The 24,035-nt window shown below is 37.4% G+C and carries 24 protein-coding genes; 18 read left to right on the top strand and 6 right to left on the bottom strand.

All coding sequences use genetic code 11. From position 1 onward, the window contains the following. Positions 1 to 67: 67 nt before the first annotated feature. The 8 genes from ACU5DF_RS17975 to ACU5DF_RS17940 all read left to right on the top strand — a co-directional run bounded on the left by ACU5DF_RS17975 (position 68) and on the right by ACU5DF_RS17940 (position 8,393). Positions 68 to 235, top strand: coding sequence for a hypothetical protein (locus tag ACU5DF_RS17975; protein WP_446713754.1), 168 nt, complete (start codon positions 68 to 70; stop codon positions 233 to 235). After that, a complete protein-coding gene (locus ACU5DF_RS17970; protein ID WP_446713753.1) occupies positions 192 to 1,484 on the top strand; it encodes a hypothetical protein in 1,293 nt (430 codons plus the stop codon). The genes ACU5DF_RS17975 and ACU5DF_RS17970 overlap by 44 nt, the downstream gene beginning before the upstream one ends. Before the next feature lie 114 nt (positions 1,485 to 1,598). After that, positions 1,599 to 2,867: an oligosaccharide flippase family protein gene (locus ACU5DF_RS17965; RefSeq protein ID WP_446713752.1), complete on the top strand. Its 1,269-nt coding sequence runs from the start codon at positions 1,599 to 1,601 to the stop codon at positions 2,865 to 2,867. Between the two features lie 148 nt (positions 2,868 to 3,015). After that, positions 3,016 to 3,927, top strand: coding sequence for a glycosyltransferase family protein (locus ACU5DF_RS17960; protein WP_446713751.1), 912 nt, complete (start codon positions 3,016 to 3,018; stop codon positions 3,925 to 3,927). A gap of 8 nt (positions 3,928 to 3,935) precedes the next feature. Continuing rightward, positions 3,936 to 5,018, top strand: coding sequence for a glycosyltransferase family 4 protein (locus ACU5DF_RS17955; protein ID WP_446713750.1), 1,083 nt, complete (start codon positions 3,936 to 3,938; stop codon positions 5,016 to 5,018). Positions 5,019 to 5,020: 2 nt separating this feature from the next. Next, positions 5,021 to 5,920, top strand: coding sequence for an NAD-dependent epimerase/dehydratase family protein (locus ACU5DF_RS17950; protein WP_446713749.1), 900 nt, complete (start codon positions 5,021 to 5,023; stop codon positions 5,918 to 5,920). Continuing rightward, positions 5,917 to 6,465: a sugar transferase gene (locus ACU5DF_RS17945; protein ID WP_446713748.1), complete on the top strand. Its 549-nt coding sequence runs from the start codon at positions 5,917 to 5,919 to the stop codon at positions 6,463 to 6,465. Before ACU5DF_RS17950 ends, ACU5DF_RS17945 begins: the two co-directional genes overlap by 4 nt. Before the next feature lie 17 nt (positions 6,466 to 6,482). Beyond that, positions 6,483 to 8,393, top strand: a complete 1,911-nt coding sequence (locus tag ACU5DF_RS17940) for a polysaccharide biosynthesis protein (RefSeq protein WP_446713747.1) — start codon at positions 6,483 to 6,485, stop codon at positions 8,391 to 8,393. Between the two features lie 133 nt (positions 8,394 to 8,526). Here the strand turns inward: ACU5DF_RS17940 and ACU5DF_RS17935 are convergent, their stop codons facing one another. The 6 genes from ACU5DF_RS17935 to ACU5DF_RS17910 all read right to left on the bottom strand — a co-directional run bounded on the left by ACU5DF_RS17935 (position 8,527) and on the right by ACU5DF_RS17910 (position 15,699). Then, positions 8,527 to 10,746 carry a YjbH domain-containing protein gene (locus ACU5DF_RS17935; protein ID WP_446713746.1) on the bottom strand — a complete coding sequence of 740 codons (2,220 nt, stop codon included), beginning with the start codon at positions 10,744 to 10,746 and terminating at the stop codon, positions 8,527 to 8,529. Between the two features lie 2 nt (positions 10,747 to 10,748). After that, on the bottom strand, positions 10,749 to 11,543 hold the full coding sequence (locus ACU5DF_RS17930; protein WP_446713745.1) for a capsule biosynthesis GfcC family protein: 795 nt from the start codon (positions 11,541 to 11,543) through the stop codon (positions 10,749 to 10,751). A gap of 12 nt (positions 11,544 to 11,555) precedes the next feature. After that, on the bottom strand, positions 11,556 to 12,239 hold the full coding sequence (locus ACU5DF_RS17925; RefSeq protein WP_446713744.1) for a YjbF family lipoprotein: 684 nt from the start codon (positions 12,237 to 12,239) through the stop codon (positions 11,556 to 11,558). An 80-nt stretch (positions 12,240 to 12,319) separates the two neighbouring features. After that, positions 12,320 to 12,559, bottom strand: a complete 240-nt coding sequence (locus ACU5DF_RS17920; RefSeq protein ID WP_446713743.1) for a hypothetical protein — start codon at positions 12,557 to 12,559, stop codon at positions 12,320 to 12,322. Positions 12,560 to 12,697: 138 nt separating this feature from the next. Next, on the bottom strand, positions 12,698 to 13,681 hold the full coding sequence (locus ACU5DF_RS17915) for a polysaccharide pyruvyl transferase family protein (RefSeq protein ID WP_446713742.1): 984 nt from the start codon (positions 13,679 to 13,681) through the stop codon (positions 12,698 to 12,700). Between the two features lie 221 nt (positions 13,682 to 13,902). Then, on the bottom strand, positions 13,903 to 15,699 hold the full coding sequence (locus tag ACU5DF_RS17910; RefSeq protein ID WP_446713741.1) for a hypothetical protein: 1,797 nt from the start codon (positions 15,697 to 15,699) through the stop codon (positions 13,903 to 13,905). Between the two features lie 510 nt (positions 15,700 to 16,209). On the opposite strand from ACU5DF_RS17910, the gene gspG reads away from it, so the two are divergent. Genes gspG through ACU5DF_RS17860 form a run of 10 tightly spaced genes read left to right on the top strand, consistent with a single transcriptional unit; the run spans position 16,210 to position 24,034 of the window. Continuing rightward, positions 16,210 to 16,608 (top strand): type II secretion system major pseudopilin GspG, encoded by a 399-nt coding sequence (gene gspG, locus ACU5DF_RS17905; RefSeq protein ID WP_045100990.1) that lies wholly within the window; start codon positions 16,210 to 16,212, stop codon positions 16,606 to 16,608. Beyond that, positions 16,592 to 18,274 carry a GspE/PulE family protein gene (locus tag ACU5DF_RS17900; RefSeq protein ID WP_446713740.1) on the top strand — a complete coding sequence of 561 codons (1,683 nt, stop codon included), beginning with the start codon at positions 16,592 to 16,594 and terminating at the stop codon, positions 18,272 to 18,274. Before gspG ends, ACU5DF_RS17900 begins: the two co-directional genes overlap by 17 nt. Next, a complete protein-coding gene (locus ACU5DF_RS17895) occupies positions 18,274 to 19,479 on the top strand; it encodes a type II secretion system F family protein (RefSeq protein WP_446713739.1) in 1,206 nt (401 codons plus the stop codon). The genes ACU5DF_RS17900 and ACU5DF_RS17895 overlap by 1 nt, the downstream gene beginning before the upstream one ends. After that, positions 19,463 to 19,924, top strand: coding sequence for a prepilin-type N-terminal cleavage/methylation domain-containing protein (locus ACU5DF_RS17890; protein ID WP_446713738.1), 462 nt, complete (start codon positions 19,463 to 19,465; stop codon positions 19,922 to 19,924). Before ACU5DF_RS17895 ends, ACU5DF_RS17890 begins: the two co-directional genes overlap by 17 nt. Continuing rightward, complete coding sequence (locus tag ACU5DF_RS17885; protein WP_446713737.1) at positions 19,911 to 20,294, top strand: type II secretion system protein; 384 nt, start codon at positions 19,911 to 19,913, stop codon at positions 20,292 to 20,294. The genes ACU5DF_RS17890 and ACU5DF_RS17885 overlap by 14 nt, the downstream gene beginning before the upstream one ends. Beyond that, positions 20,282 to 20,995 carry a PulJ/GspJ family protein gene (locus tag ACU5DF_RS17880; RefSeq protein WP_446713736.1) on the top strand — a complete coding sequence of 238 codons (714 nt, stop codon included), beginning with the start codon at positions 20,282 to 20,284 and terminating at the stop codon, positions 20,993 to 20,995. The genes ACU5DF_RS17885 and ACU5DF_RS17880 overlap by 13 nt, the downstream gene beginning before the upstream one ends. Further along, positions 20,992 to 21,894: a type II secretion system minor pseudopilin gene (locus ACU5DF_RS17875; protein ID WP_446713735.1), complete on the top strand. Its 903-nt coding sequence runs from the start codon at positions 20,992 to 20,994 to the stop codon at positions 21,892 to 21,894. The genes ACU5DF_RS17880 and ACU5DF_RS17875 overlap by 4 nt, the downstream gene beginning before the upstream one ends. After that, complete coding sequence (locus tag ACU5DF_RS17870; protein WP_446713734.1) at positions 21,884 to 23,020, top strand: hypothetical protein; 1,137 nt, start codon at positions 21,884 to 21,886, stop codon at positions 23,018 to 23,020. The genes ACU5DF_RS17875 and ACU5DF_RS17870 overlap by 11 nt, the downstream gene beginning before the upstream one ends. Then, complete coding sequence (locus tag ACU5DF_RS17865) at positions 23,013 to 23,534, top strand: hypothetical protein (protein ID WP_446713733.1); 522 nt, start codon at positions 23,013 to 23,015, stop codon at positions 23,532 to 23,534. The genes ACU5DF_RS17870 and ACU5DF_RS17865 overlap by 8 nt, the downstream gene beginning before the upstream one ends. After that, positions 23,531 to 24,034, top strand: coding sequence for a hypothetical protein (locus ACU5DF_RS17860; protein ID WP_446713732.1), 504 nt, complete (start codon positions 23,531 to 23,533; stop codon positions 24,032 to 24,034). The genes ACU5DF_RS17865 and ACU5DF_RS17860 overlap by 4 nt, the downstream gene beginning before the upstream one ends. Position 24,035: the final 1 nt, after the last annotated feature.

Genomic DNA, 24,035 nt, shown 5'->3' with positions numbered 1-24,035 from the left:
ACACATCTCTGGCTCATATATTGCATGTAAAACCCTATAAACCATTTTTGACTCTTAAAGGTATCCTATGAACAAGTTGCTCCCGTTAGGTGTTATCACCTCTATGTTACTAACCGGCTGTGGTGGATCTGATAGCGGTGGTGGCGGTTCAGCGCCGGCTCCTTCAAAAGTACAAATGGCAATTTGTTCAGATGAAAGAATTGACCAAAACAGGAATGACACAGTTTTGTGGTAACTCAACGGCAACAACATTTAGTGTCGACGAGACTGATGCAGATAGTGCAAACTGGTTATATACGTTTGCAGTTAAAGCACCAACGATCAGTGATATTTTGGTTTATAACTCAAACGGCACTCTTTACACCGAAGGTAGCCTAACAAAGCATAATGTTCACCAAACAGAAGGGACATTAGAGTTTACCGAGAATGACATCCCGGATGGTGGTTATATCACTGTTGTAGATACTGAAAATGGTATTGATAATGTTTTAGTTGTACAAAAAGAAGCGCTTGTTGATGGTATGATCAAAGTTAACTATAACCAAGGTCAGCAACAGTGCTATAGCAGTAATGCATTAAAAGCAGATCTAAATAAGAAAAAAATCAATATAGCGACATTTTCGGGTGTAGCAACAACCAATGTTGAAACCTACTTTGATGGAAAGCTTCCAAAAGACAACGGTACACTTAAAGAGAACCTAACCGTTTTAAGTACGACTGAATCTGTTTTATTATCAGGTTATGATGCTGATGGTGACATTAACGCATTTGCATATGTCGATAAAAACCAACTTTCAAATATGGCAACAGTTACGCCAAATACAGTAAGCGTAGAACCTATTTTTGATAAGGCAAATGTTGATCTTGTTGGTAGCGTATCTGCGGACTTTGACGAGCTAAGCATTAATTCTACGTATAAAGGTAATATCTTTGAGTGGTTTACATGGTCACAGTATTCATCTTCATTTGATGCATGGGCACCATTAGAGCCTGCTTATAGCTATTCTGCCTTTTATCAAGGTGAATTTAATGGCTGGAATGTTGTTATCAACCAACCAATCTCTGAAGGCTATACGAGCATTGATCTATCAACACTAGATATGAACACAACAGCACTAGCGCTTGATTGCTCTGGTTCAATTTGTTCATTAGATATGTCAGATGTTACTGCACAATCTGTTTCTGTATCGGAAGTAAACTTTAGCCAAGGTAATGCAAGATACACGGTATTTGCTTCTGGTTCAGACATCACGATCCCTAAGATCAGTGGTGTCGATTATCCAACTCAAAGCACTTCGTTGGAAACCTCATTTTTATTGGCAAGTGAAAATAATACAGAGTTAACTCAAGCGTTTTATGTATTAGATAATACCAAGAACTATCAGCCATCAGCAGAATACGTTGAGATGATCCTTCCGCCAGCACTAGACATTAAGCATAATGAAACCTTAACAACCAATCAGTACACTTACATTAGTCGTTAAGATAAACAACAATAAAAGGGTGATATAGCGTAATGTTATGTCACCTTTTTTTTGCTTCATTATAATTTTGTATGTTTCATATTCTAAGTAATACGAATGTAGGAGGGCGAGTTAGTGAGTTCATTGCTTAAAAAATTTATTGGCTCAGCAGGACTACAATTCACAAGTAAAGGCTTAGCTGTTATTTCAGGGGTTATATTTGCTCGATATTTAGGTGCGGAGCAATATGGGGTCTATAGTTATACCTTATCTATTATTGCCTTAGTATCGCTACCTGTAATGGCTGGATTCCCTGACTTATTAGTGCGAGAAGTGGCTAAGTATCATCTCGGGAGTAAGTGGGGTTCATTGCTCGGTGTGATTAGTTGGTCACGTTGGTATATATTAATATCCTCATTTATAGTCATATTAGGTCTATGTTTTTTTTTAGACGCTGATTTTTTTCAATCTGATGTAACGAACTTATTAATTATATTTTTTTGGTTAATACCACTTCGAGCTCTTTTAATGCACCAAGGATCTATATTAAATGGATTTAGATATTATATATCCTCTCAGTTACCAGAAAAAATAGTAATACCCGTTATTACTTTAATTGTATTGTGTTTTTATTTTGTTTTAAATTTAACGATAAATGCTACACAGTTGGCTTTTATCTCTGTATTCTCATCATTTATTTCATTTTTATTAAGCTTGTATTTATTAAATAAAGTAATTAATAAATTGTCAAAAAAAACAAAACCAACTTATCAAGTTAAATACTGGACTCGGTCGTTAATTCCTTTTTCTCTTATTACATTTATTAGCACGTTGAATGTAGAATTAGCGTTTATCCTTCTAGGCTGGCTAGACAGTATAGAATCGGTAGCATATTTTAGAATTGCGATGCATAGTGTTATCTTGATTTCACTAGGTTTATCGTCGATAAATGTTGTTATTATGCCCAACATTGTTCGTTTTTATAAAGTTGGAAATTTACATAAAACACAAGAGTTACTCACAAAAAGTGTTCGATTGAGTACGTTAATATCATTACCTATTATATTAATACTAATATTTTTTGGTGATGATTTAATTTCATTTTTATTTGGTGATGAGTATTTAGAATCATATTCAATATTAATTGTTCTTTGTATCGGTCAACTTGTTAATGTCATCATGGGCTCGGTAGATTTAGTACTTAATATGACAGGGAATGAGAGCAAGTCATTGAAAGTTTTACTTATAACGTTATCAATTAATGTTCTATTCCTATTTTTACTTATTCCCCAATTTGGTAGCCTAGGTGCAGCGATATCTGTTTCTTTAGGTATGATTGTTAGTAAGGTTCTGATGGCAATTGATGTGTGGAAAACAACAAAAATTAAAACGTGGATAATGTAAGACCAATCGTAGTAAATAACGGGTCATCCTAGCGGGTTAAAATACTCGATAGCTGCGTTGAAATTTGTGATTGGTATAATTAAAAGGCATGCAAAGAATGTGGTTTGCAACGAGATAAAAATGTTATTAAACCTAATGAGTGTTAGCGATGGACGTGTGCTTCATTAAGACTGGAAAAGCGTATCTACCAGAAATATATGCTTATAGTGATTACCTTTCTCGCAAAGGGCTCTCTACAGTTATCGTAGAAAGTGAGGCAGAAGCTAAAAAAATAAATGCTAGTCTCTATTACAGAGTCGGGGGGCTCTTAACTAAGAAAATCAGGAAAAATAAACCTGAGATCCACGAGTATCATACTGTCAGTATTGGGCGTTTTAGTATGATGAAGAACTTAATGAAATCAGTATTGTGTGTTAAACCGGATTATCTCTCGTTTCTCACTCCTTTTGTTGAAAGTAAATACAGTTTTAGTCGTCATATTCCGCGCTTCTATCGAGATATGGGAGCGACTAGTCAGCTATTAAAACAACGCGAATTACAGCAAGATAAACAGTTTGATATTTGTTATTTTGGTTCACTCTCAACACGGAATAAGCTTGTAGATACTCTCTTATCTCTTGCTGAGCAAGGCTTCTCGCTTGTTGTTGGAGGCGTTGCAACCAGATCTGACAAATTACGCCTTCAACAAAATGAACGAATTACTTTTCTTGGAGAGTGCGAGCGTGAAAAGGTTTATTATTACCTCTCTCAATCACGATTTGGTTTAAACTATATGCCAAATGAATACCCATTAACTCAACAAACATCAACTAAAGTGATTGAGTACCTTGTCGCAGGTTTGCCGATATTATCAAATACATATCCTTGGATAACTCAGCACTCACAACAGTTAGGGTATAGCTACATAGAATTACCCCAGAGTAACTCGATTTCTTTACCAAAAAATAGTTTTCAGCCTAAATACCGTATTTCCTTGAATAGTGCGAGAGCATTGACATGGGATGCTATTTTGGAACATTGCCAATTTGAAAAAATAATACGTCAGTGTATAGGGAAATAATATAGCCTGTGAAGATAGTTCAAGTCATTACACGATCAGATACGATTGGGGGCGCTCAAAAATATGTATTGGACGTCTCTAAAGAATTAAAAAAAGACTCGCATAATATTACAATAATTTCAGGTAGCAACGGTGTTTTTAAAGAAAAAGCCTGCAATGAAGGTATTGATTTTTATGGTATTGATTCCTTAAAGAGAGAGCTCTCTTTTTTTGATGATTTGAAAACCTTGATGATTTTATTTGGATTCCTACTTAAAAAAAGACCTGATATTGTTTCTCTACATTCGATAAAAGCGGGTTTACTTGGCAGGCTCGCTTGTAGTTTAACTCCCTCAACTGTCTATTTTACCGCTCATGGATGGTCGCATATTCGTCAAAGTAAAGGGTACAAAAGAAAGCTGTATCTGCAAATAGAACGATATTTAAGTAAATTGTGCCGCAAAGTTATTTGTGTATCTAAAAATGATATGGCTTTTGCTGAACAAGTTATTGGGATAAAAAAAGATCGCTTATGTTTGATACAAAATGGCGTCAAAGAAATAAAAAATAAAAAACGAGCGCCAGGCACGGTTAAATTAGTATCCATTGTGCGATTTCAGGTCCCAAAAGATTTCGATACTTTGTTGGATTCTTTATATCAAATCAAGGATAAGGCGTGGGAGTTAGATATATTAGGTGATGGTACTGATATCGCTAAAGTGCGTCAGAAGATCAATCACTTGGGATTAGCAAATAAAGTGAGATTATTAGGCTTTAAAGAAAGCGTTGATGAGTACTATCAAAACGCAGATGCTGTTGTTCTTATTTCACACTCAGAAGGCTTACCTATGTCCCTATTAGAAGGGATGTCTTGCTCTAAATTATTGATTGCATCAGATGTCGGTGGTATTGATGAACTCATAATCCCTGAATGGAATGGCTTTCTAATTCCCAGAGATGATAGTCATTACTTATCAATGTGTATTACGGCAATCATCAATTCACCTGAAATTATTGAGCAATATGGGGCTAATTCGAAACTGCATTTTGATTCTACATATAGCTTTGAGAAAATGTACTATAAATTGCTAGATCTTTATAAGGAAGAATAAGAGTGATCTTGTTTACAGGGGCAACAGGCTTTATAGGTCATCATTTATTACAAATCAGTCCGAATTCAAAAAGTGTCTCTCGTAATAGAAATAAGAAAAACACTTTTTGTATTGATTCTTTAGATGCAACCACCAATTGGGAAGGGGCATTCACCGATATTAATGCAGTTATTCATCTTGCAGGCCTTGCTCATTCCCATTCATTTACAGAGCAGGAGTACCAATCTGTTAACCTTGAAGGTACGCTGCACCTTGCTCATGAGGCAGTAAAAGCAGGAGTAAAACGATTTGTATTTGTTAGTTCTATTGGTGTCAATGGAAGCTCAACGCTTGGTGTCCCATTCTCTATTGGATCAGAGCCAAATCCACAAAACTGGTATGCAGAATCTAAGTATAGTGCAGAGGCTGGGTTACAAAAAATAGCGCAAGAGACAGGGTTAGAAGTAGTTATTGTACGTCCTCCATTAGTTTATGGGCCGAACGCACCAGGTAATTTTGGGTTATTAACTCGCTTGGTGAGTTATGCACCATGCCTACCATTTGGGCTGTCTAATAATAAACGTGATGTTATTGCGGTGCAGAATTTAGCAGATTTATTGATAAAGTGTGCTAAACATCCTGATGCTGCGGGACATACTTTTCTAGTCTCAGATGGAGAGGCGGTGTCGATAAAGGCGTTTACTAATGCCATAGCTAAGGGGGCAGGAGCAAGCATTATTCAATTACCTATTCCTGTAAATTTAATGCGATTAGTTGCTAGAATATGTGGAAAATCAGTAATGATAGAGCAATTAGTTGGTGATCTTGAAGTTGATTCTTCTCATATTCAGGAGGTACTTGGATGGAAGCCAATATACACAATGGAGCAAGCTATGAGATCTCTTTCTGAGAATAAACAATGATCCGCCTTTTAGACTTTTCTGTGGCTTTATTAGGGTTATTACTTTTATTCCCATTTTTCTTGATTGTCTTTGTTATTGGGATATTTGATACAGGTTCTCCCATCTTTATTCAAGAGCGTGTTGGGCGTAATCAAAAACCATTTAAGTTGATAAAGTTTCGTACCATGTCGATTGAAACAGAATCGGTTGCGAGTCATTTAGTCAGTAACGCTTCTATCACTAAGCTTGGTGCTTTTTTACGTAAAACGAAAATAGATGAGCTACCACAACTAATTAATGTGCTAAAAGGGGAGATGAGTTTAGTCGGCCCTCGCCCTAATTTATTTAATCAAGAAGAGTTAATTAAAGAGCGCGATACTCTCGGGGTATACAGTGTATTGCCGGGAGTCACTGGTTTAGCGCAAGTACAAAATATAGATATGTCTACGCCAAAGCTGCTAGCAAAAACAGACAAGCAGATGATTGATACCCTTACTATTGCTGATTATTTTAAATATATCTTAATGACAGCAACAGGCAGTGGTTCTGGCGATGCAGTAAAATAATAACAAAGAGATCTCGCATGCAATTCTTACAACCTATTTGGTCAATGCCAAGGCCAATGAAACGCCTTTTTAGTGTTTTTATTGATGCGTTATTTATTATTTTGTCTTTTTGGGCTGCTCTCATTACACGTTTAGGTGAGGTAGATGAGTTTATTTATGACAGTAACTACTGGAAGTTGATAGCACTTTTAGTCCCATGTACTTTACTCGTTTTTATGAGGAGTGGCTTGTATCGTGCCATTCTTCGTTATTTAAGTTTACATGCCGTTTTAAGTATTTGTTTATCTGCGATTGCGTCTTCATCTTTTATCGTGTTCTTCGCCTACTTTAATTATCTATATATGCCTCGCTCAGTGCCGATAATTTATGCGACCTATTTGATATTTTTCTGTGGTGCATCTCGGTTGATAATACGTGTACTTCTATCTGATGTTTTAGGAGTACAAAAAGCAAAAGTATTAATTTATGGTGCAGGCTCAGCAGGGTTGCAACTGGCAAATATGCTACGTCAGGGTAAAGAGTATCATCCCGTTGGTTTTATTGATGATGATAAAACTAAACATAGAAGCAGCATGCAAGGTATTACAATTACGCATTCAAAACATCTTGAATCGCTAATAAAAAAACAAAACATAAACACAGTATTACTTGCCGTACCATCAGCGACTCAACAGCAAAAAAAACAAATTATCGAACGTCTTGCTTCATATAAAATTGAAGTGTTAACTATTCCTAATCTAGATAATTTAGTGAATGGGAAATTATCTATTGGGCAACTTAAAGAAGTTTCAATCGACGACTTACTTGGCCGAGATGCTGTTGCACCCCAAGCGTCTTTAATGGAAGCCAACATTAAAAATAAAGTGGTTATGGTGACAGGAAGTGGTGGCTCAATCGGATCAGAATTGTGTCGTCAGATTGTTCAAAATAAACCCAAAACCTTAGTGTTGTTTGAGATCTCTGAATTTGCTCTGTATCAAATAGAACGAGAGTTAACTCAACAGATAAAAGAAGAAAACCTAACAGTAGAGTTAGTGCCTTTACTAGGTTCAGTTCAGCGTTTACATAACTTAGCTACAGCCATGACAACCTTTAAGGTTCAAACGGTTTATCATGCCGCAGCTTATAAGCATGTACCTTTAGTTGAATACAATGTGATTGAAGGGATTAGAAATAATGTCTTTGGCACTAACTATGCCGCTCGTGCTGCCATTGAAGCGAAAGTCGAATCTCTTGTTTTGATTTCAACCGATAAAGCGGTGCGCCCAACCAATGTAATGGGCACAACTAAGCGAATGGCTGAATTAGGTTTACAAGCTTTAGCTGAGCAAGAAAATGAAAAACCGAACGGGACTCGTTTCTGCATGGTACGTTTTGGTAATGTATTAGGTTCTTCTGGTTCAGTGATCCCACTGTTTAAAAAACAAATAGCTCAAGGCGGTCCAATAACTCTAACCCATCAAGATATTACTCGTTATTTTATGACTATTCCCGAAGCGGCTCAGTTAGTTATTCAGGCTGGTGCTATGGGTAAAGGTGGAGATGTATTTGTATTAGATATGGGGGAGTCAGTAAAAATTGCCGATCTTGCACGTAATTTAATTCATTTATCTGGATTAGAAGTGAAAAGTGTAGATAACTCAGAAGGTGATATAGAAATACAATGTATAGGCCTGCGACCTGGTGAGAAACTGTATGAAGAACTATTGATTGGCGATAATGTTACGCAAACTGCTCATGAGCGCATCATGACAGCTAATGAGAATTTTTTATCGCTTGATGATTACAGTGAGTTACTACGTAAGCTAGATCATGCTTGTCATCAATTAGATCATCAACTTGTTCGCCAGTTACTTCTTGATGCACCTACAGGGTTTACCCCTGTAGATGGAATTGGTGATTTGGTTTGGCAAGCGCAAAGAGACTAGACCGCTTCGCTGCGAGACTAGAAACTATACGCTGCGCTGACTAGAGACTATAAGAGCAAAAGCGGGTACTGCGCTTGCTTTTGGTTTTATAGGAGCGAAGCGGTCTAGTTTCTAGTTAGCGAAGCATATAGTCTTAAAGTCCTTTCTTCGTATACCAAGGCTGTCTTGCATCAGTTAAATCAAACAAACTATGTTCCTTCGATAACATTTGACCACCATCACGAGTTAGTGGCTGCCAACCAAAGAAAGCTCTGCTTGTACTTGGTTTCACCGTCATGATGTCGTAAGGGATCGAGATATAAAATCCCTTGGTATAGCTGCCTTCACCAAACTCTTCAGCTGATAAATCAGAGAAACTCGCATAAGCCCCGACAACAACACCTGAATCAAACTGCTTAGAAAAATCTAAACGGTAACCCTTATCACCAGCTAAAAACTCACCAACGCTGGCTTTAAGTAAGGTATTTTTTAAGAAAGACCATTCAGGTTGATAATAACCAGTTAAGTGTCCAGTCGTTCCCTCTGGTAGTACATTGTAGTAACGGTCATCAGCCGCGCTGTACTGTAGTTCATCTTCATAAAAACCAAACCAATCTTCAGGAGAGCGCTGCTTGATAAAGCTATAATCTAAACCAACAGCCCAGCGGCTATTCATTGGTCGGTACAATATCTCACTACCAATACCACCAAACATACTCTCTAAATAACCACCGTAAACTTGGCCATAAAGTCCCTCTGAGTATTCATTAAACCAAGTCAGTTGTAAGCGATTCATCCTTACAGGGTTATCATCGACATAAGCACGGAACATGGTACGAACTCTAGGAACAGAAGTGCCATCTGGCGGAGCAATATAGTTAAACTTGTCGTAGTTATCAGCAATATTAAAATAGAGTGAACCTGACGCTTTTAGATTATCAGTCAACCAATATGATGCACCGGTATTGACACCAATAGCATACAGATAGAAATCTTCAGCCCCACCAATGGATTGGCTAAGCGAAGGTGATATATTAACATCCCATCGCTCAAACCCATTTTTCTTAAGATTTTCATCGCTGATTGAGTCTAGTTTTGAGACCTCTTGAGTTACTGCCGCATCACTGATATGAGCGTTAACATAATTGTATTGCACCACTTCTTTAAACTGCTCTGCATCAATAACAGTTTCAGTTGCAGTGAGTGAGTTATTTTCTTCAACAATACGGTAAGTTTGTATGTATTCAGGCGTATGGTTGGCTAAAATTGTTGCTGCTTCTTTATGGGCAACATCACGGTCTCGATATTTTTTCTGAGAACCAATAACCGTTACTTCACTCTCTGTGGCATAAATCTTACTGTCAGAATAGCCTGCATTATTAGCGAGATCTTGTTCTACTTGATCCCAGTTAACCTTATCTACGTTTTCTACTGACGTTGGTTGATAAGGCGTCTCTGGAGTATCGCGCCAGACCGCTTTCATAGTATTGAAGTTAGTCATCAAGGTGAAACCAAGTGTTAAGGTATCTCCTCGCTCATAGCTCAATCTAATATCACCCCAATCACCTAAGCCATATAACACTCCGAAATTCCACGGAGAGTGTTGAGTCATATCAACGTCACCATCGGTCACAGGGAAATCTTGGCTATAATCGTTCGCGTCATACTCTACTTTTAGGCGAAGTGGTTGGTAAGGTGTTTGGTACTCGAAACCACCATAGATAGAAGCAGGGCCTTTAAACCAACGTTCAAAGTCAACGCTGCCTCCTTTGCCTTTGAAGTCACCTTGACGGTCACAGAATTTGTCAGACACTTTACAGAATGGATTGGTTGAGTTGCCACTTTGACCAATGTATCCCCAGCCCATCCCTAACGTCACATCGAGATTACCAAAGCGTTTAGTTGCTGCGACAAACTCTCCATCAAATAAGCCAGTGCCACCAAAGTCACGCACACCAACAGAAGTCTCTGGTAACCAATCACTCTCTTCTAATAAGCGTAATTTAAAATCAATGCCTTTATCTGTGTATTTGGTTGAGCCACTGAAACTTGGATCATCACTATAAAGAAGATCTTGTACCAAGGTATATCGAATCGTCGTTTCTAGCCATGGCATCACCTGTAAAGAGACCATGTAGTGGTGGTATTCATTATTAAGTGTACCGCCTAAGCTAAAAGCACCTTCCTCAGCCATACGGCCAGAGGGCATTTGCATTAGGCCAACGCCACCAAAATCTGTTTGAGAAGGGGTGAAGACCGCATTTCCAAAAGTAGAACTCTCAAAAACAGAGCTTTCACTAGCAAGTAATGGCGTAGAAAAGCTAGAGGCAATTGCGGTAGCGACAAGTGATAAAGTAAATTTAGAAGAAAGCATGATTAATTTACCTTGTTACGAAGTAATTCAACAATATCATCGTTTAGAGTTGAAAATTGAGTAGGAAGATCAGCAAATCCGATGAATACCGTAGCACCTGGTGCAATTGACGTTGTGTTATGTTGCCAATAATTATTAGTCGCGATCTTAACTTCGCCATCAGGTTGAATTACATAAATCTGAGAGGTATTAGCGTTAGATGTGGTATTTATTTGTGTTAAATAATCCTCTACTTTCGCACGTTGTTGGTAATCAAGAGTTACTGGCAATGAGCTCTCAATGGCACCTAACACGGTAATAGTCTTTGGACGTTGGGCGATGAAAAGAGAGTAATTACCTGTTAATTTTGGATTGCTTTCTTTTTTTATTCGGATCAAATCATAATCTAAAGGAATAAATAATCTTGAAACAAAAGAAAAGCTATTTAATTGATGAGAAAGAGTATCAGCCTCTTTTTTATAGGGTGTTTCTTGCTTAGAAAACAGAGGAGACGACAATGAAAATTGATTAAGCTGTTCTAACGTTGCTTGCTTAACTTTATTTATGTCATCTTGATGGTCATCACTACTTAAAATAGAACCTACAGAGTACAGTCCTATTTTTGTGTGTAATTGTGTTTGTTGTAATACCGCTTCCAAGCGAGCAGGTTGCTCAAAGGTTAACAATAGTTTTTCTTGAGTAAGAGTAACAGAAAGTTCATTACTGTTGTTTTCTAAAGAACTATTTACAACCAAAGAACTATTTGCCAAAGAACTTAATGAAAAAAGAGAAAAGCAGAGAAAAATAAAAATACGCATCAGAGCCTCCAGTTAAGATTGAAATGGTTTAAGAATAAGCATTTCAATCGTACCCATTTCAGGGCCTAGAAATTGAATACTTTTAGCAACTCGACCCTTGTCATCAATCCAGTATTGATTGGTAAATTGAGCATCTAATGCAGGAAAAAAGATGTATTCATTAAGTGATGTCACTTCTTTTTCCCAAATAGGCGAGGTTAATACACTTTTTTGTCCAATAAGAGGGGTAACTGTTGCCTGATAGCCATAATGATAATTTGGCATCCAATCATAGGTCGCTTGCCAAGAAGCTTGTTTCGCTAATAAGGTTGCAAAATCAGGTTGAACTGATGGCGTTAATTGAGTGGTGTTTTGTAACTGAGCTAAATTGTGATGAGGTAAAGCCAATGTTTTTACGATGCGTCCATTTTCAGTCACTATCATGGCATTATCTGAAGACATCCACTTTAGTTGGATAACACCTGTGACTGGATTAGGCTCAGCTAAGGCTAATACCATAAAAATAGTCGCGCCATCATTTATTTTGACAAAGGCACTGGCGTAGGGGAGTGAGTTAATGTGTTCAGCGCTTAATTCAACATCGTCAATGCCAAAGGCCGTTTCATTAAATGTTGCACTGACATCTTGAATTTTTTGCGAACAACCACTTAATAAAAGGCTGCTGAGCGCGAGTATATATAACGTAATGGTTTTCATGAGTACCCTTTAATATTTTTTATGGGTATAAAAAAAGCCATCAACATAGGTTGATGGCCTTATATACATATAGTTACAACTTATTTAGTAGTAACAGATGTAGAGTTTGAAGTTGCAGTGTCTGAACCTGAGTCAGCAACAGCAACAACAGCAACAGCAGCAACAGCACCTACAGCGATAGCTGTAGTTGAAGCAGCGCCAACAGCAGCAGTAGAAGCTGTAGTTGTACCTGCAGTAGAAGCAGCAGTAGTTACTTCAGCAGCTGCAAATGCAGAACCAGCAGTCATAGCTAGCATAAGTGCGATAGCAGTCTTTTTCATGGAAATTTCCTTAACGTAAAATATTACACATCGATGTATATGCCATATAAATTTGGCATATACGCAAATATACCATGGTGATATTTATTTATACAATTTAAAAATTAATCAGGAGTATGGTTGCAAGCGATTATTTACTTATTTATTGCCAAGTAAGACTGCATAATTAGCTAATTTTGCTTTTATTGCCGGGCCATTTGGGTGCTTACTGTGGGCAATCGTCATTAATTGAAAAGCAAAATCAATATTTATATTCTCTTGTAAGAGGGCTTCATCCCATATTGCTTGTAGTGATTCACTTTGCCATTTACTGTCAATTTTTAATTGCGGTTGCTTGTCTAATTTTATTAATTCTGGGGACTCTTGCACCCAAGTAAGAACTTCTTTTTTTGCATGATTAACATGGTCAAAGTAAGAGTGAGCGTTGCGTTTTATAGTTTCTAAATCTGTTGAAATATCGGCTATTTTCAGATGAGAAGGGCGAGCAACGCTAGAGAAATAATCTAAAAACTTAAACCCATCACCAGGGTGAAGAGATTCAGCGTCAAGCCATGTATTTGGGATATTTAGTGAATCAGACATGATTAACCCATGAAGAGATTGACTAATAACCAAGCTAGATGAGGCTATTTCATTTAAAACAAGCTCTAAATTATCTGTTCTTAGATCAATTACGTTATAGCCCAGAGTCGTTAATTTATCTTGGTAGCGATCAATGAAATGATGATGAGGAATAAAGCTGATTTTATTTGGAATAATAGCGGGTTTACTTGTTAGGAATTGATCAACGATTAAGCCGATATCACCAATACGAGCAACATCATATCCGGCACATTTTAAAATACTGCGGGTTAATTCCCCACGTACAGAGTGAATGATGATGTCGTCTCTTTGTTTGACGAAAATTGGTTTCATTAATCCACAACCAAAAACATGCAGAGGCTTCTGTCTTTTTGGGCTATTTAAGGCGGCATCAAGAATAGAACCAACCCCAATGCCATCAGCTTCATATAATGATGGAGAGTGAGTAACGGTTTGCCCTGTAATTTTTTTAATCATTATTTGGGCAAGTTCATCACCTAAATTATGATAATTTTTATGTTTCCACCATGAGAATTTCATTATTTATCTCTTTAAAATACGAATTGATATAAGTATATCAAAGCCAATCATTTCTCTCACGGTAAAAAATAGAGCTCATCATACATAATAGGCGCCTAATTAGTGGAATTGGTATTAATAACCATTGGTATAAAAGAAGATATTTTAGATGAGGCATAAAAAAACCCCTCGCAAGGAGGGGTTTTAAGTCAAATTAATAAATTAACGAAAATCGTTAGTTATTATTGAGACCATTTGTTGTTGTCAAGAACAGCCATTACGCGGTCTGTGTTACCAGGACCTTTGATAACAGAAGTTGCGTGAACTGTATCTTTAGGTGCAGTTACAACGAAAGTCATAGATACACGGTCAGAAGTTTTCAGTGCGTCAAGACCTGTTTTAGCTTTTAGAAGCTCAGCATATTTCTTGATGATTTTATCAGATTTATAAACGATAGAATCTTTAGGACCTAGCTCTTCAGAGAAACCGTTTTCAGCATTAAGAACGAAAGTGATTTCGTTAGCAGCTGTTGTTGAGTTTTCATCGAATACTGTTACAGAAACTTCAGCACCAGTTACATGTTCATTAGTAATACGAACGAAGTTAGCTGGGTTATTAGTTGTGTGAGGTACTTTAAGAGTTGCACCGTTTACACCAACTTCAAATGGTGTTTTAGTTTGACAGTACGTGTCATCTTGAAGTTTAACATCTTTAAACTCTAGACCAAGAGATGCATTTAGTAGGTAGTTAAATGACATCGGTTGACCGTTACCTTCTAATTGCATTGCAATTCGAGCTGAGTCTTCACCATTAACTACGTCATAGATGTTGTAAGAGTACTCTTGAGCAGTATCTTTAACATTAGTCCAACGGTTACCCGTTGTGTTGTAGTTGTACATGTATTGAGCTTCAGTAGAGATATGAGAATCTTCACTTGCATCAAGAGGTGTATTTGCACGTGTAGTATCGTTGTAAAGCATAGCGAAGTTCATTACGCCGCCTAGAGAACCTTCAGGGTTCAAACGAACACGTAAACGGTCTTCTGCATCAATTTCAACGTATTGGTCTAGAGAAGAGATCTTGTTCTGAATAGTTGATTCCCAGAATAAACCTTGCTCTGTTGTTTGGTTTACCCAAAGACCAGTATCTGTTTTAGAGAATACGAATTGACCACGGTAAGATGGAGATTCAGCATCAACTAAAGCTTCAGTTGTTAGTTGCGCATCATGAAGTAGAGTGAACTGCTTCTGGATGTCAACAAGGTCAGCTAGCTTGTTTGCAGCAGGGTTTGTAACCGCACCTTTGATGTCTTGACCGAAATCTGATTTCGCTTCGATAACTTCTAATGTAACTTTATCATTAGGAGTACATACTTCAGGGTTAGCGATGTTGATTGCAGGAGATTCGAACGTTACACGATTCTCTACAGCACCAGTAAGATCAAGTGTTGGTTGGTTTTCTAGGCTAAGAACTAGACGAGTACCAGCACCGATTAAGTCAGTTACGATAAATGTAATTTCGTTTTCACCGTCAACCGCGCCATCTGTAGAAGCAACTGCAGAGTATTTAGTTGTGATACCAGTCGCTGAATTAGCTTCTGCTTTAACTAGGTAAATGATGTTGCTGTTGTTAGCAAAAGTCGCGCCATTCAAACGGAATTTTAGACGACTTGCAGCAGGAATGTCACTCGTTGGAACGTAAACGATGTTTAGCGTTTCAGCAGCATTATCTTGGTCAACAGCTTCAAAATCTAAATCTAGGTTTTTTGTTAATTCGTATGCGATGTCCGCAGAATCGTTAGCACGAAGAGACCTAGCTGCATATTGAGCAGGTGTTTCAGGAGATCCGTCAGGATTCGAAACTGATTCAGCGTTGAATGTACAAGAAGCAGCAGTGTATAGTACATTGTGCTCTTGGTAATCGTTAGCCGCTGACTTAAATACTTCGATACATGCTTCTGTACCAGCGAATGCGTTGCCGCTCAGTAATGCACCAGCGATCGCTGCTGGAAGAAGTCCAAACTTCATTTGCTTACTCATTATTTTTATCTCCAAATATATATATTTATAAAATCTTTTATACAAATCGACTTGTAGCCAACTTCACGTAGTCTGTCTATGTAAGAAACCTTAACATATAACAAAACAAACTTAACCACCGTCCAACATTTCATGCCATAAACGCTATGTCAGAACAATGTTATTCAAGTAGTGATAGCAGTGTGAATTTCATACTATTGTCAGATGAAAGTCAATTAAACTTAGGGGCTTTTATTTAAAAAAAAGGGGTCTGTGCCACAAAAAAAGTGATTTAACACAATAAATGACCATTTTATCAGTAAAATATACTTTTTATTCTATGTTGTACATGTCTTTATGTCATGATAGCGTGATTTAAATCACATTTTTTAGTGATGTTTATGATTTTTTTGAGCGTTGTGCAATAACTGTCTATTTTTTTGACATTACAACTCAGTTTGAGGGAAAATACGGCACTTTTTCGATTTATACGAGTCGAAGGCAACAATATTGGTATTTTGTGAGTAAAAAATGAAAAAAAATATAAATAAAGGCTTTACACTGATCGAGCTCCTAATTGTTATGGTTATTTTAGGGTTATTAGCCTCTTTAGTTGCCCCATCCATGTTCAGCAAAGTTGCCTCATCAAAAATTAAGACGGCAGAAACTCAAATGCAGATGTTAGCGACATCATTAGATGCTTATCGCTTAGATATTGGTATGTACCCAAGTTCACTAGAAGAGTTACGTCGTTCAGATAAACCACGTTGGGATGGCCCATATTTACCAAAAGACGTTCCTATGGACCCATGGGGTAACCCATACATCTATAAATACCCAAGTTCTGAAAATGAATATGACCTAATGAGTTACGGCTTAGATGGCAGTGTCGGTGGTGAGGGAGAAGCAGCTGATGTCAGCTATTTTTAACCAAATAGATCCAAAAATAGCGACGCCATTACTTAACCTTGGGGTTTCTGACTATCAATTAGAGCAAGCGCTTAACTACCAACAAGATTTACCTGATCGATTAGAAAAGATCATGGTAAACATGGGAGTACTAGAGCAAGAACAGTTGGTCGAGTTTTATCAGCAGTATTTATCAATGCCTGTGTATGATCCGCTACAGCACGATTACTCATTAAGCCTAGAGCAAGTACAAGGCTTCAATATTGATAAATTGTTTGAGTTAGGCTGCTTACCTTTTCAAAATATTGATGGTCAACTATCGGTAGCCTGTTCCGATCCAATGTCGATGAAAATGCTGCAATATTGGCAGACACATACTCAAGCGATAGCTTTATACATTACTTCGCCACGTAGTTTAGAAGATTTAAAAGCGCAAATTGAAGCCGAACAACAATCTCAACTGTTTGAACAAGGCGGTGACGAGCTTGCACGATTAAGAGAACTCGCTTTTGGTGCGCCAACCGTTAACTTAGTGAATAATTTAATTGTAAAAGGCATTAAATTAGGGGCTTCGGATCTACATATCGAACCAAACGGTAATCGCCAACGTGCTCGCTTTCGTGTTGATGGTATTTTGCATGAAGCGGAGTCGATTCCACCTCAACTGCAACAAGCGGTATTGTCTCGAATTAAGATCTTATCAGGGATGGATATTGCTGAAAAACGTCGCCCTCAAGATGGAAAAATAGAAACCCGAGTTGCAGGTAAAGAGCTGGATATTCGTTGTTCATCACTCCCATTAGGCAGTGGTGAAAGCATGGTTATGCGTTTCTTATTGAAAGGGGCAACCAAATTTGACTTAGAGCATCTTGGCTATGAACCGGATCTAATTGAAGCGATTGAGCAAGATCTGAAGCGAACGTCAGGTGTTATTTTAATGACAGGTCCAACAGGTTCAGGTAAAACCACAAGCTTGTATTCATTCTTAAACCAATTGAATCAACCTGATGTGAAAATTATCACCCTAGAAGATCCTATCGAATATCAACTTGAAGGGGTAAACCAAGTTCAAGTAAGAACGGATATTGGTTTTGATTTTAGTGCGGGTTTACGAAGCATCGTTCGTCAAGATCCAGATATCATCATGGTGGGTGAAATTCGAGATCAAGAAACAGCTCGTATCGCAATGCAATCAGCATTAACAGGCCACTTAGTATTTAGTACCGTGCACACCAATGACGCACCAAGTAGCTATACTCGTTTGCTTGATCTTGGTATTGAAGATTACTTATTGAATGCTTCACTAGTTTCTATAATGGCTCAGCGTTTAGTGAGAACATTATGCCCACACTGTGCGACAGAGATGTCAAAAGAAGAGAGTGAACAGATATTAGCTCGAACAGATATTCAAGAAGTTGTTGAGAAATGGCTGCCTGTCACTGCTACACCGAAAAAAGCCACAGGTTGTGATAAATGCAATCAATCAGGTTATGCAGGGCGAATGTCTATTCTTGAGTATCTACCGTGTGATGAAGACATACAGTTAATTGCTAAAGACGCCCATTTCTTGAATAACGCACGTAAATTAATGTTCCAACGTAATTTTAGAAACTTAAAACAAGATGGATTATTAAAAGTGTTAAAAGGACATACCTCGTTAGATGAAGTATTAAGGGTTGCAGGCTAATGAATACAGAAGCTGCTGTAGAGTCCTATCAATACAAAGCATATGACAGTAAAGGAAATCTAGTTCAAGGGATGGAGCGAGGGCTTAACGAGCAAGTCATCATTGAAAAGCTTCGTAAGCAGCAACTGACGCCTGTTAGTGTGAGCAAAGTCAACATTAAAAAAGGCAGTGGTAGACTCGGCTCAGCACATATTGAAGAAGTCACGTCTCAACTCGCGTTACTATTAAAAAGTGGGCTAAAAATAGACAAAGCATTGCAGGTATTGGCAGATAACGCTGCCAATGCCAAGTTGCAAGTTGTCATGTCCGCAGTGTGCCAAGAGGTAAAACAAGGTCGAGAGCTATGGCGTGCCTTATCAGAGCATACTGATGTTTTTGATACGCTCTATATTGAAATGGTACGCATTGGTGAAAACAGCGGTCGACTTCCTCAAGTGTTTGATAAATTAGCAGAAAGCTTGAAGTTTCAGCGAGAGCTAAATAAGAAGATCACTCAGGCTATGGTATACCCAATATTTATCATGTTGGTGTGTTTGGTCTCTCTTGCCGCTATTTTTAACTTTGTTGTGCCGAGCATGTCTGGTCTCTTTGAGTCTTTGGCTGAGATCCCAAGTTATACACAATTCTTGATAGACACCAGTAAATGGGTTCAAAACTATCAATTTTATGTCGTATTTCTGGTTGTTGTTGGTGTGGCTGTTATCTCACAATCTAAGTCTAACCCTAAAGTTAAAATGGCCATCGATCGCTTTTTAGCTTCATTTTGGTTAACTAAAGGTGCCACCTTAGTGGTTGAGCGCGTTCGTTATAGTGCCTCTATGGAGTTAATGCTCTCTAGTGGTGTTGATTTAGCCAAAGCAATGTCAATGGCAGCGTCTACTGTGAATACACCAGCGTTAAAAAGCCAACTTACACAAGCGCAGCAAGAAGTGAGTCAAGGTCATGCTTTAGTAGATTCTCTTACAGGCTTACCTATGTTTGATAATATTTCGTTATCGCTACTGAAAGTCGGTGAAGAAACCGGACAAGTCGACTTGGTATTTGGCGAAATTAACCGCCGTTCACGTAGCCACTTTGAATCTTGGATGATGAAATTAACCGCCATGTTAGAGCCATTAATGATTGTGATCATGGGTGGCATTGTTGGGTCTGTGGTTGTCGTAATGCTGCTTAGTATTGTCTCGGTTAATGATGTCAGTTTTTAATCGCAGGCTGTCACCGCATCGCCATCATAATAAAGCGAATCATAAGGGATTTACCTTAATTGAACTCTTAATTGTGATGGTGATATTAGGAATAAGCTCAGCCTTGGTTGGGCCTTCCTTGTTTCAGCAATACACCAAGATGCAACAGCAGCAAGAACTGGTTGGTTTTAAGCAGCAGTTGCGTTTTATTGGGCAGCAAGCCTTTTATTCTCGTACTCCTATCGTATTAATTTTAGATGGGAAGTCTTCCTCTGTGCGTTATCAGTCTTCGACAAAGATAATAAAAAAGTGGAGTTATGAGGGGCTTTTCTTTGAACCGTCTAGCATCGAATTTAATCGAGACGGTAATACCAAAATTAATCAAATTGATGTGACAGTAAATGAAAAGAAATATGAGGTTAAAGTACCACAAATACTTGAAGCAGAAGGGATTGACGCTGATTGAGGTTCTCATCGCATCGGTTATTTTATTTATGGCGATTGGATTAGCCGCAAGCGTATTTCAACAAAATTTATTATTACAACGAAAAGTATTAGATAAGCTAGAGCAAGCGCAATTCCAACAAATAATGACGCGTCGTATTTTTTTTCAATTAGATCAAGGCAATTTTTCTGGTCAGGAAGAGAGCCAAGGCATAACAGTAAACTGGCAAACTAAAAATGAAAAAAGTAGCTCATTTGTAGAGAATTATAATTCAGATACGGATCTCTCTTACAGCGGACGCGGTAAAGTCACCGTATATTTAATTACATTGACCTCAGACAACTGGCCTGATTGGACGGTAGAGTATAAAGAATCATTATGGTCAAAATAACAAAGCATAACGGTTTTACCCTAGTTGAAATGTTAGTATCGATGGTTATTTTAAGCAGCGTAATTGTTATTGCGACTCAAGCTTATAAGCAATTCATTGTTAACTCTGAGCGTTTTTCTACGAAATACCGTTCAGTATTAGCTGACACTCAAAAACGAGAGCTGGTATTTGAAAGGCTAGATCAAACGATTTTATACATAGCAAATAAAAGAGATTTATTTGGTAACTCAACACAATCTATTTATTGGCAAGGGTATAAAAATAGCCTTTTATCTGTAACCAAAATAAGCCTACAAAACCCGAATAAAGCCGCTGTTTTTAAATTGTATCAAAATGAAGGTGAGCTTATTTATTGCGAAAAAGTGATAGATTCCTGGTTACCACAAATAGGTAAAGAACCAGAAGGCTTGTGCGATTATTCATTATCAATTTTATCCAACCTTGAAAGTGTTCAATTTAGCTATTTTGGCTGGAAAGATGCCTTTCAAAAAATGGAAGGAATGAATGCTAAATATTTCAATAATTTTAGCGCTAAAAAAACGTGGTTTAAACGTTATGACAGCATAGAGGCTGAATTATTACCAGAATGGATAGCCCTAGATATTACTTATAGTGATAGCTCGAAAGACAGATGGATGTTTTTAATCAAATATCAAGATCCATTACGCTATCGTTTGTTGAATGGGCGAAATGAAGTATGATTTTTCGACAAAGACGACAGCAAAATGGTGCGGCGTTAATTATGGTCTTAATGATTGTGGCCATTATGACGGTAGTAGTCACTTCTACTGTTTATAAAAACCGTTTGTTATTAAAGGAAGCGGAGCTACAGCAAAACTATAGCAATGCACGTATTAAGCTTAAAACAGTTAAAGCTGAGTTGATCTATCAAATAATGACAACACCTTTATTCTTAATGGGTGCAAATAGTGAATTAACTAAAAAATACGAATTACCATCTCAATTTAACTTTCATGGTTATCCTTTTGATTATTTGGAATCAGAAATAACCATTCAAGCTTCCAATGGATTAGTTTCACTAGAGCCTTTTGATGAAAAAGGATTTACTGCTTTACTGATTAATTTAGGAGTTGATCTCAAAGAGCAGTCGATCCTTATTGACTCCCTTAAAGATTGGATTGATCCTGATAATTTTTCTCGACTTAATGGTGCTGAATGGCGCTTTTATGGTGATAGAAGTTTACCTCGAAACGGAGTGATTCAGTCTTTTGATGAGCTACTTATGGTGAGAGGAATGACCGATGAATTATGGCAAGCTCTAAGACCACATCTGATCTTATTTGGTTATGGAAGCCTAAGTGCTCGATTTACATCTGATGAATTATTACCATTAACTCATTCGAATTTTGATACAAAAAAAATAATAGAAACAAGGAAGAAATTGAGAGAGTCAGGGGAAGATCCCTTATCTTCTCTATATGGTGACGAGGCAAGGTACCCGGGAAATCGCTTATTTATAAACGTAGCGATTACTTATGGAGAGCAGGTCTATCAGGAATCATTTGTTATCGCAAAAGGGATTGGTGACACAGAACCTTATATCATCACGGATAATATCGTTGGAACGTATGGGAATTAAATCAATATCAATTAAATGGCCGCTAAATGTATACATGTATACCAATGGTCTATATCAGCTAAAAAATAGCGATTGGGAAGTGAGTGATCTTACTTGTTTTGACATCAAAAATTGGAAGTCGGCCGCCTGTATTGTCGCTCGAGAGCACTATGTTGAAGAACAAAGAACGTATCCGATTACTAATTTTTATCACTTGCTTAAAATCATTCAAGCAGAAAAACAGAATATAGCCCCTTTTGAATCTGAAACATTTTGGGCAATTACTCAATTTAAGCCTGGCCAGTGGCAAGTGACTTATTGGTCAATCCAGAAACATGTGGTTGATATTTTACGTAAGCAATTTAAAGTGTTACTTCCAGAGTCGTACTTATTAGCACGATCTTTTAGTGATAACGGTGTTTATGATATCGGTAAAAAACGAGGATTATTTCTACATAAAAAAGACAATACTTTTGTATGTATGATAAAAGATTCACTGATTAATTCTGTCGATCGTTTTTGTTCTTTACTGGATTCTTCAGATCAAAATAATAGCGTGATTACGGTATCAGATAGTGATTATCAACAACATCTAGCTGAGCAATTTAGCAAAATTCCACCTTATCTTTTGGTAGGGTTATGGATTTCATCCACTAAAAAAGCAGCAAGCTTTAATGCTGAGATATGGAAAAAGCCATTAATTATTGGTGGAGCCGTGTTATTGATCTATACCGCAAGTGTGACTTCTTATTTGCAAAGTAAAGAAGCGACATTAGATGCGCAATTAGGCGAAAAACGTAAAGACATGTCTCTTCTTTTAAAGACCGAAACTGAATTACGTCAATTAGTTGAAAAACAAGAGGCTTATCAGCTTTTAGGGAATCAGTATCCAAGTATTTCTAACTTAATCGCATTGATTGTTCCTATTCGAGAACAAGGCGCTCAACTGCAACAAATACAGCTCAATGGTTATAGTGCAGTGATACGAGGAAATGCAGACTCAGCAACAAAAGTGTTTTCTGAGTTAGATGCAAATCCATTGATAACGAATGTAGACTTTGATAGCTCTATAAGAAAAGATAAATTAACCAGTAAAGAAATCTTTGTGATCAGTTTTGAGTTCAAAAGAGGAGCACTAAGTGAATAATAAGCTGAGTATTGCGTTGATTTTGATATTAGTCGGATTAAAATTTTTGGTTCAACCTTGGTTTGAATGGGTGGAGCTAACAAGCTCAGAAGTGAGCCAAAAAGAAAAATCGTATTTAAAATTAAGTGCATTGGATCAAAAACAAGAGTTTGCTTTAAAAGAAATCGAAAGGCTACAAGTTGAATTAGCTCCGTTTGATAGCAGAAAGTTACCCGCTTCAAGAGCGAAGAGTACGACAATAACGTTAGATTATATCAAAATGCTTGGTGAGCGTAGTGATATCAAAGTCGTGCATCAGCGGTTGGGGGAAATTCAGAATGGAACATTAGCCTATATACCGTTGGAGATGTTTGTTGAAGGTAACCCTGTTTCGCTGGCTCTATTTATTAAAGAATTAGAAACAGGCCCATATATTATGGTCATGGCTGAAGCTAATATTACGAGCATGACGAGAAAACCAAATATATTAACTGCTAATTTAACTATGTATGTTGCAATTCAGGAGGCAAAGTGAGCAAATTTAAACCGTATTTGATTGTTATTGCCTTAATGTTTAGCATTTCTGCGATACATTTTTTCTCAATGGTATATACCTCAAAACAACATGATGCAGGTAAAGGCGCTTACTCTAATAAAGAGGAAGGGGAGCTGCTTTATACTCGAACATTTACGGGAGAATCATTAAGTGATCTCTTTGGCATGGATTATTCAAAATTCATTCAAGTGGATAAAGTTGCATTAGAAGCAGAAGGTAATAATAAACCTCAAATTTTGTTAAATGATGTTCCGGTTACTATTCGCGCAATTTCTAAAAAAGGCGATATATCGATTGTATATGTTCTTTATCAGCAAGATGGAGAAGAGCGTAAAGATAAAGTAGCAATGAATGATGAATTATTTGGTTATCAATTAAGTAACGTTACTAATGGTGTACTGACTTTTGAACGTGATGACGAAGTACTTAATTTTACAATTTTTAAAACAAAGAAAAATGATGAAGGGAAACAGAAATAAA

It is taken from the genome of Aliivibrio wodanis, from assembly GCF_052920805.1.
The sequence above is the reverse complement of the archived record's forward strand: the minus strand, read 5'-3'. Positions and strand labels throughout refer to the sequence as shown.

Excerpts from the sequence above, each read along its gene's own strand:
- ACU5DF_RS17975 (WP_446713754.1), top strand. The coding sequence starts at position 68 with ATGAACAAGTTGCTCCCGTTAGGTGTTATCACCTCTATGTTACTAACC.
- ACU5DF_RS17970 (WP_446713753.1), top strand. The coding sequence starts at position 192 with ATGAAAGAATTGACCAAAACAGGAATGACACAGTTTTGTGGTAACTCA.
- ACU5DF_RS17960 (WP_446713751.1), top strand. The coding sequence starts at position 3,016 with ATGGACGTGTGCTTCATTAAGACTGGAAAAGCGTATCTACCAGAAATA.
- ACU5DF_RS17945 (WP_446713748.1), top strand. The coding sequence starts at position 5,917 with ATGATCCGCCTTTTAGACTTTTCTGTGGCTTTATTAGGGTTATTACTT.
- ACU5DF_RS17940 (WP_446713747.1), top strand. The coding sequence starts at position 6,483 with ATGCAATTCTTACAACCTATTTGGTCAATGCCAAGGCCAATGAAACGC.
- ACU5DF_RS17935 (WP_446713746.1), bottom strand. The coding sequence starts at position 10,746 with ATGCTTTCTTCTAAATTTACTTTATCACTTGTCGCTACCGCAATTGCC.
- ACU5DF_RS17930 (WP_446713745.1), bottom strand. The coding sequence starts at position 11,543 with ATGCGTATTTTTATTTTTCTCTGCTTTTCTCTTTTTTCATTAAGTTCT.
- ACU5DF_RS17925 (WP_446713744.1), bottom strand. The coding sequence starts at position 12,239 with ATGAAAACCATTACGTTATATATACTCGCGCTCAGCAGCCTTTTATTA.
- ACU5DF_RS17920 (WP_446713743.1), bottom strand. The coding sequence starts at position 12,559 with ATGAAAAAGACTGCTATCGCACTTATGCTAGCTATGACTGCTGGTTCT.
- ACU5DF_RS17915 (WP_446713742.1), bottom strand. The coding sequence starts at position 13,681 with ATGAAATTCTCATGGTGGAAACATAAAAATTATCATAATTTAGGTGAT.
- ACU5DF_RS17910 (WP_446713741.1), bottom strand. The coding sequence starts at position 15,699 with ATGAGTAAGCAAATGAAGTTTGGACTTCTTCCAGCAGCGATCGCTGGT.
- gspG (WP_045100990.1), top strand. The coding sequence starts at position 16,210 with ATGAAAAAAAATATAAATAAAGGCTTTACACTGATCGAGCTCCTAATT.
- ACU5DF_RS17900 (WP_446713740.1), top strand. The coding sequence starts at position 16,592 with ATGTCAGCTATTTTTAACCAAATAGATCCAAAAATAGCGACGCCATTA.
- ACU5DF_RS17895 (WP_446713739.1), top strand. The coding sequence starts at position 18,274 with ATGAATACAGAAGCTGCTGTAGAGTCCTATCAATACAAAGCATATGAC.
- ACU5DF_RS17890 (WP_446713738.1), top strand. The coding sequence starts at position 19,463 with ATGATGTCAGTTTTTAATCGCAGGCTGTCACCGCATCGCCATCATAAT.
- ACU5DF_RS17880 (WP_446713736.1), top strand. The coding sequence starts at position 20,282 with ATGGTCAAAATAACAAAGCATAACGGTTTTACCCTAGTTGAAATGTTA.
- ACU5DF_RS17875 (WP_446713735.1), top strand. The coding sequence starts at position 20,992 with ATGATTTTTCGACAAAGACGACAGCAAAATGGTGCGGCGTTAATTATG.
- ACU5DF_RS17870 (WP_446713734.1), top strand. The coding sequence starts at position 21,884 with ATGGGAATTAAATCAATATCAATTAAATGGCCGCTAAATGTATACATG.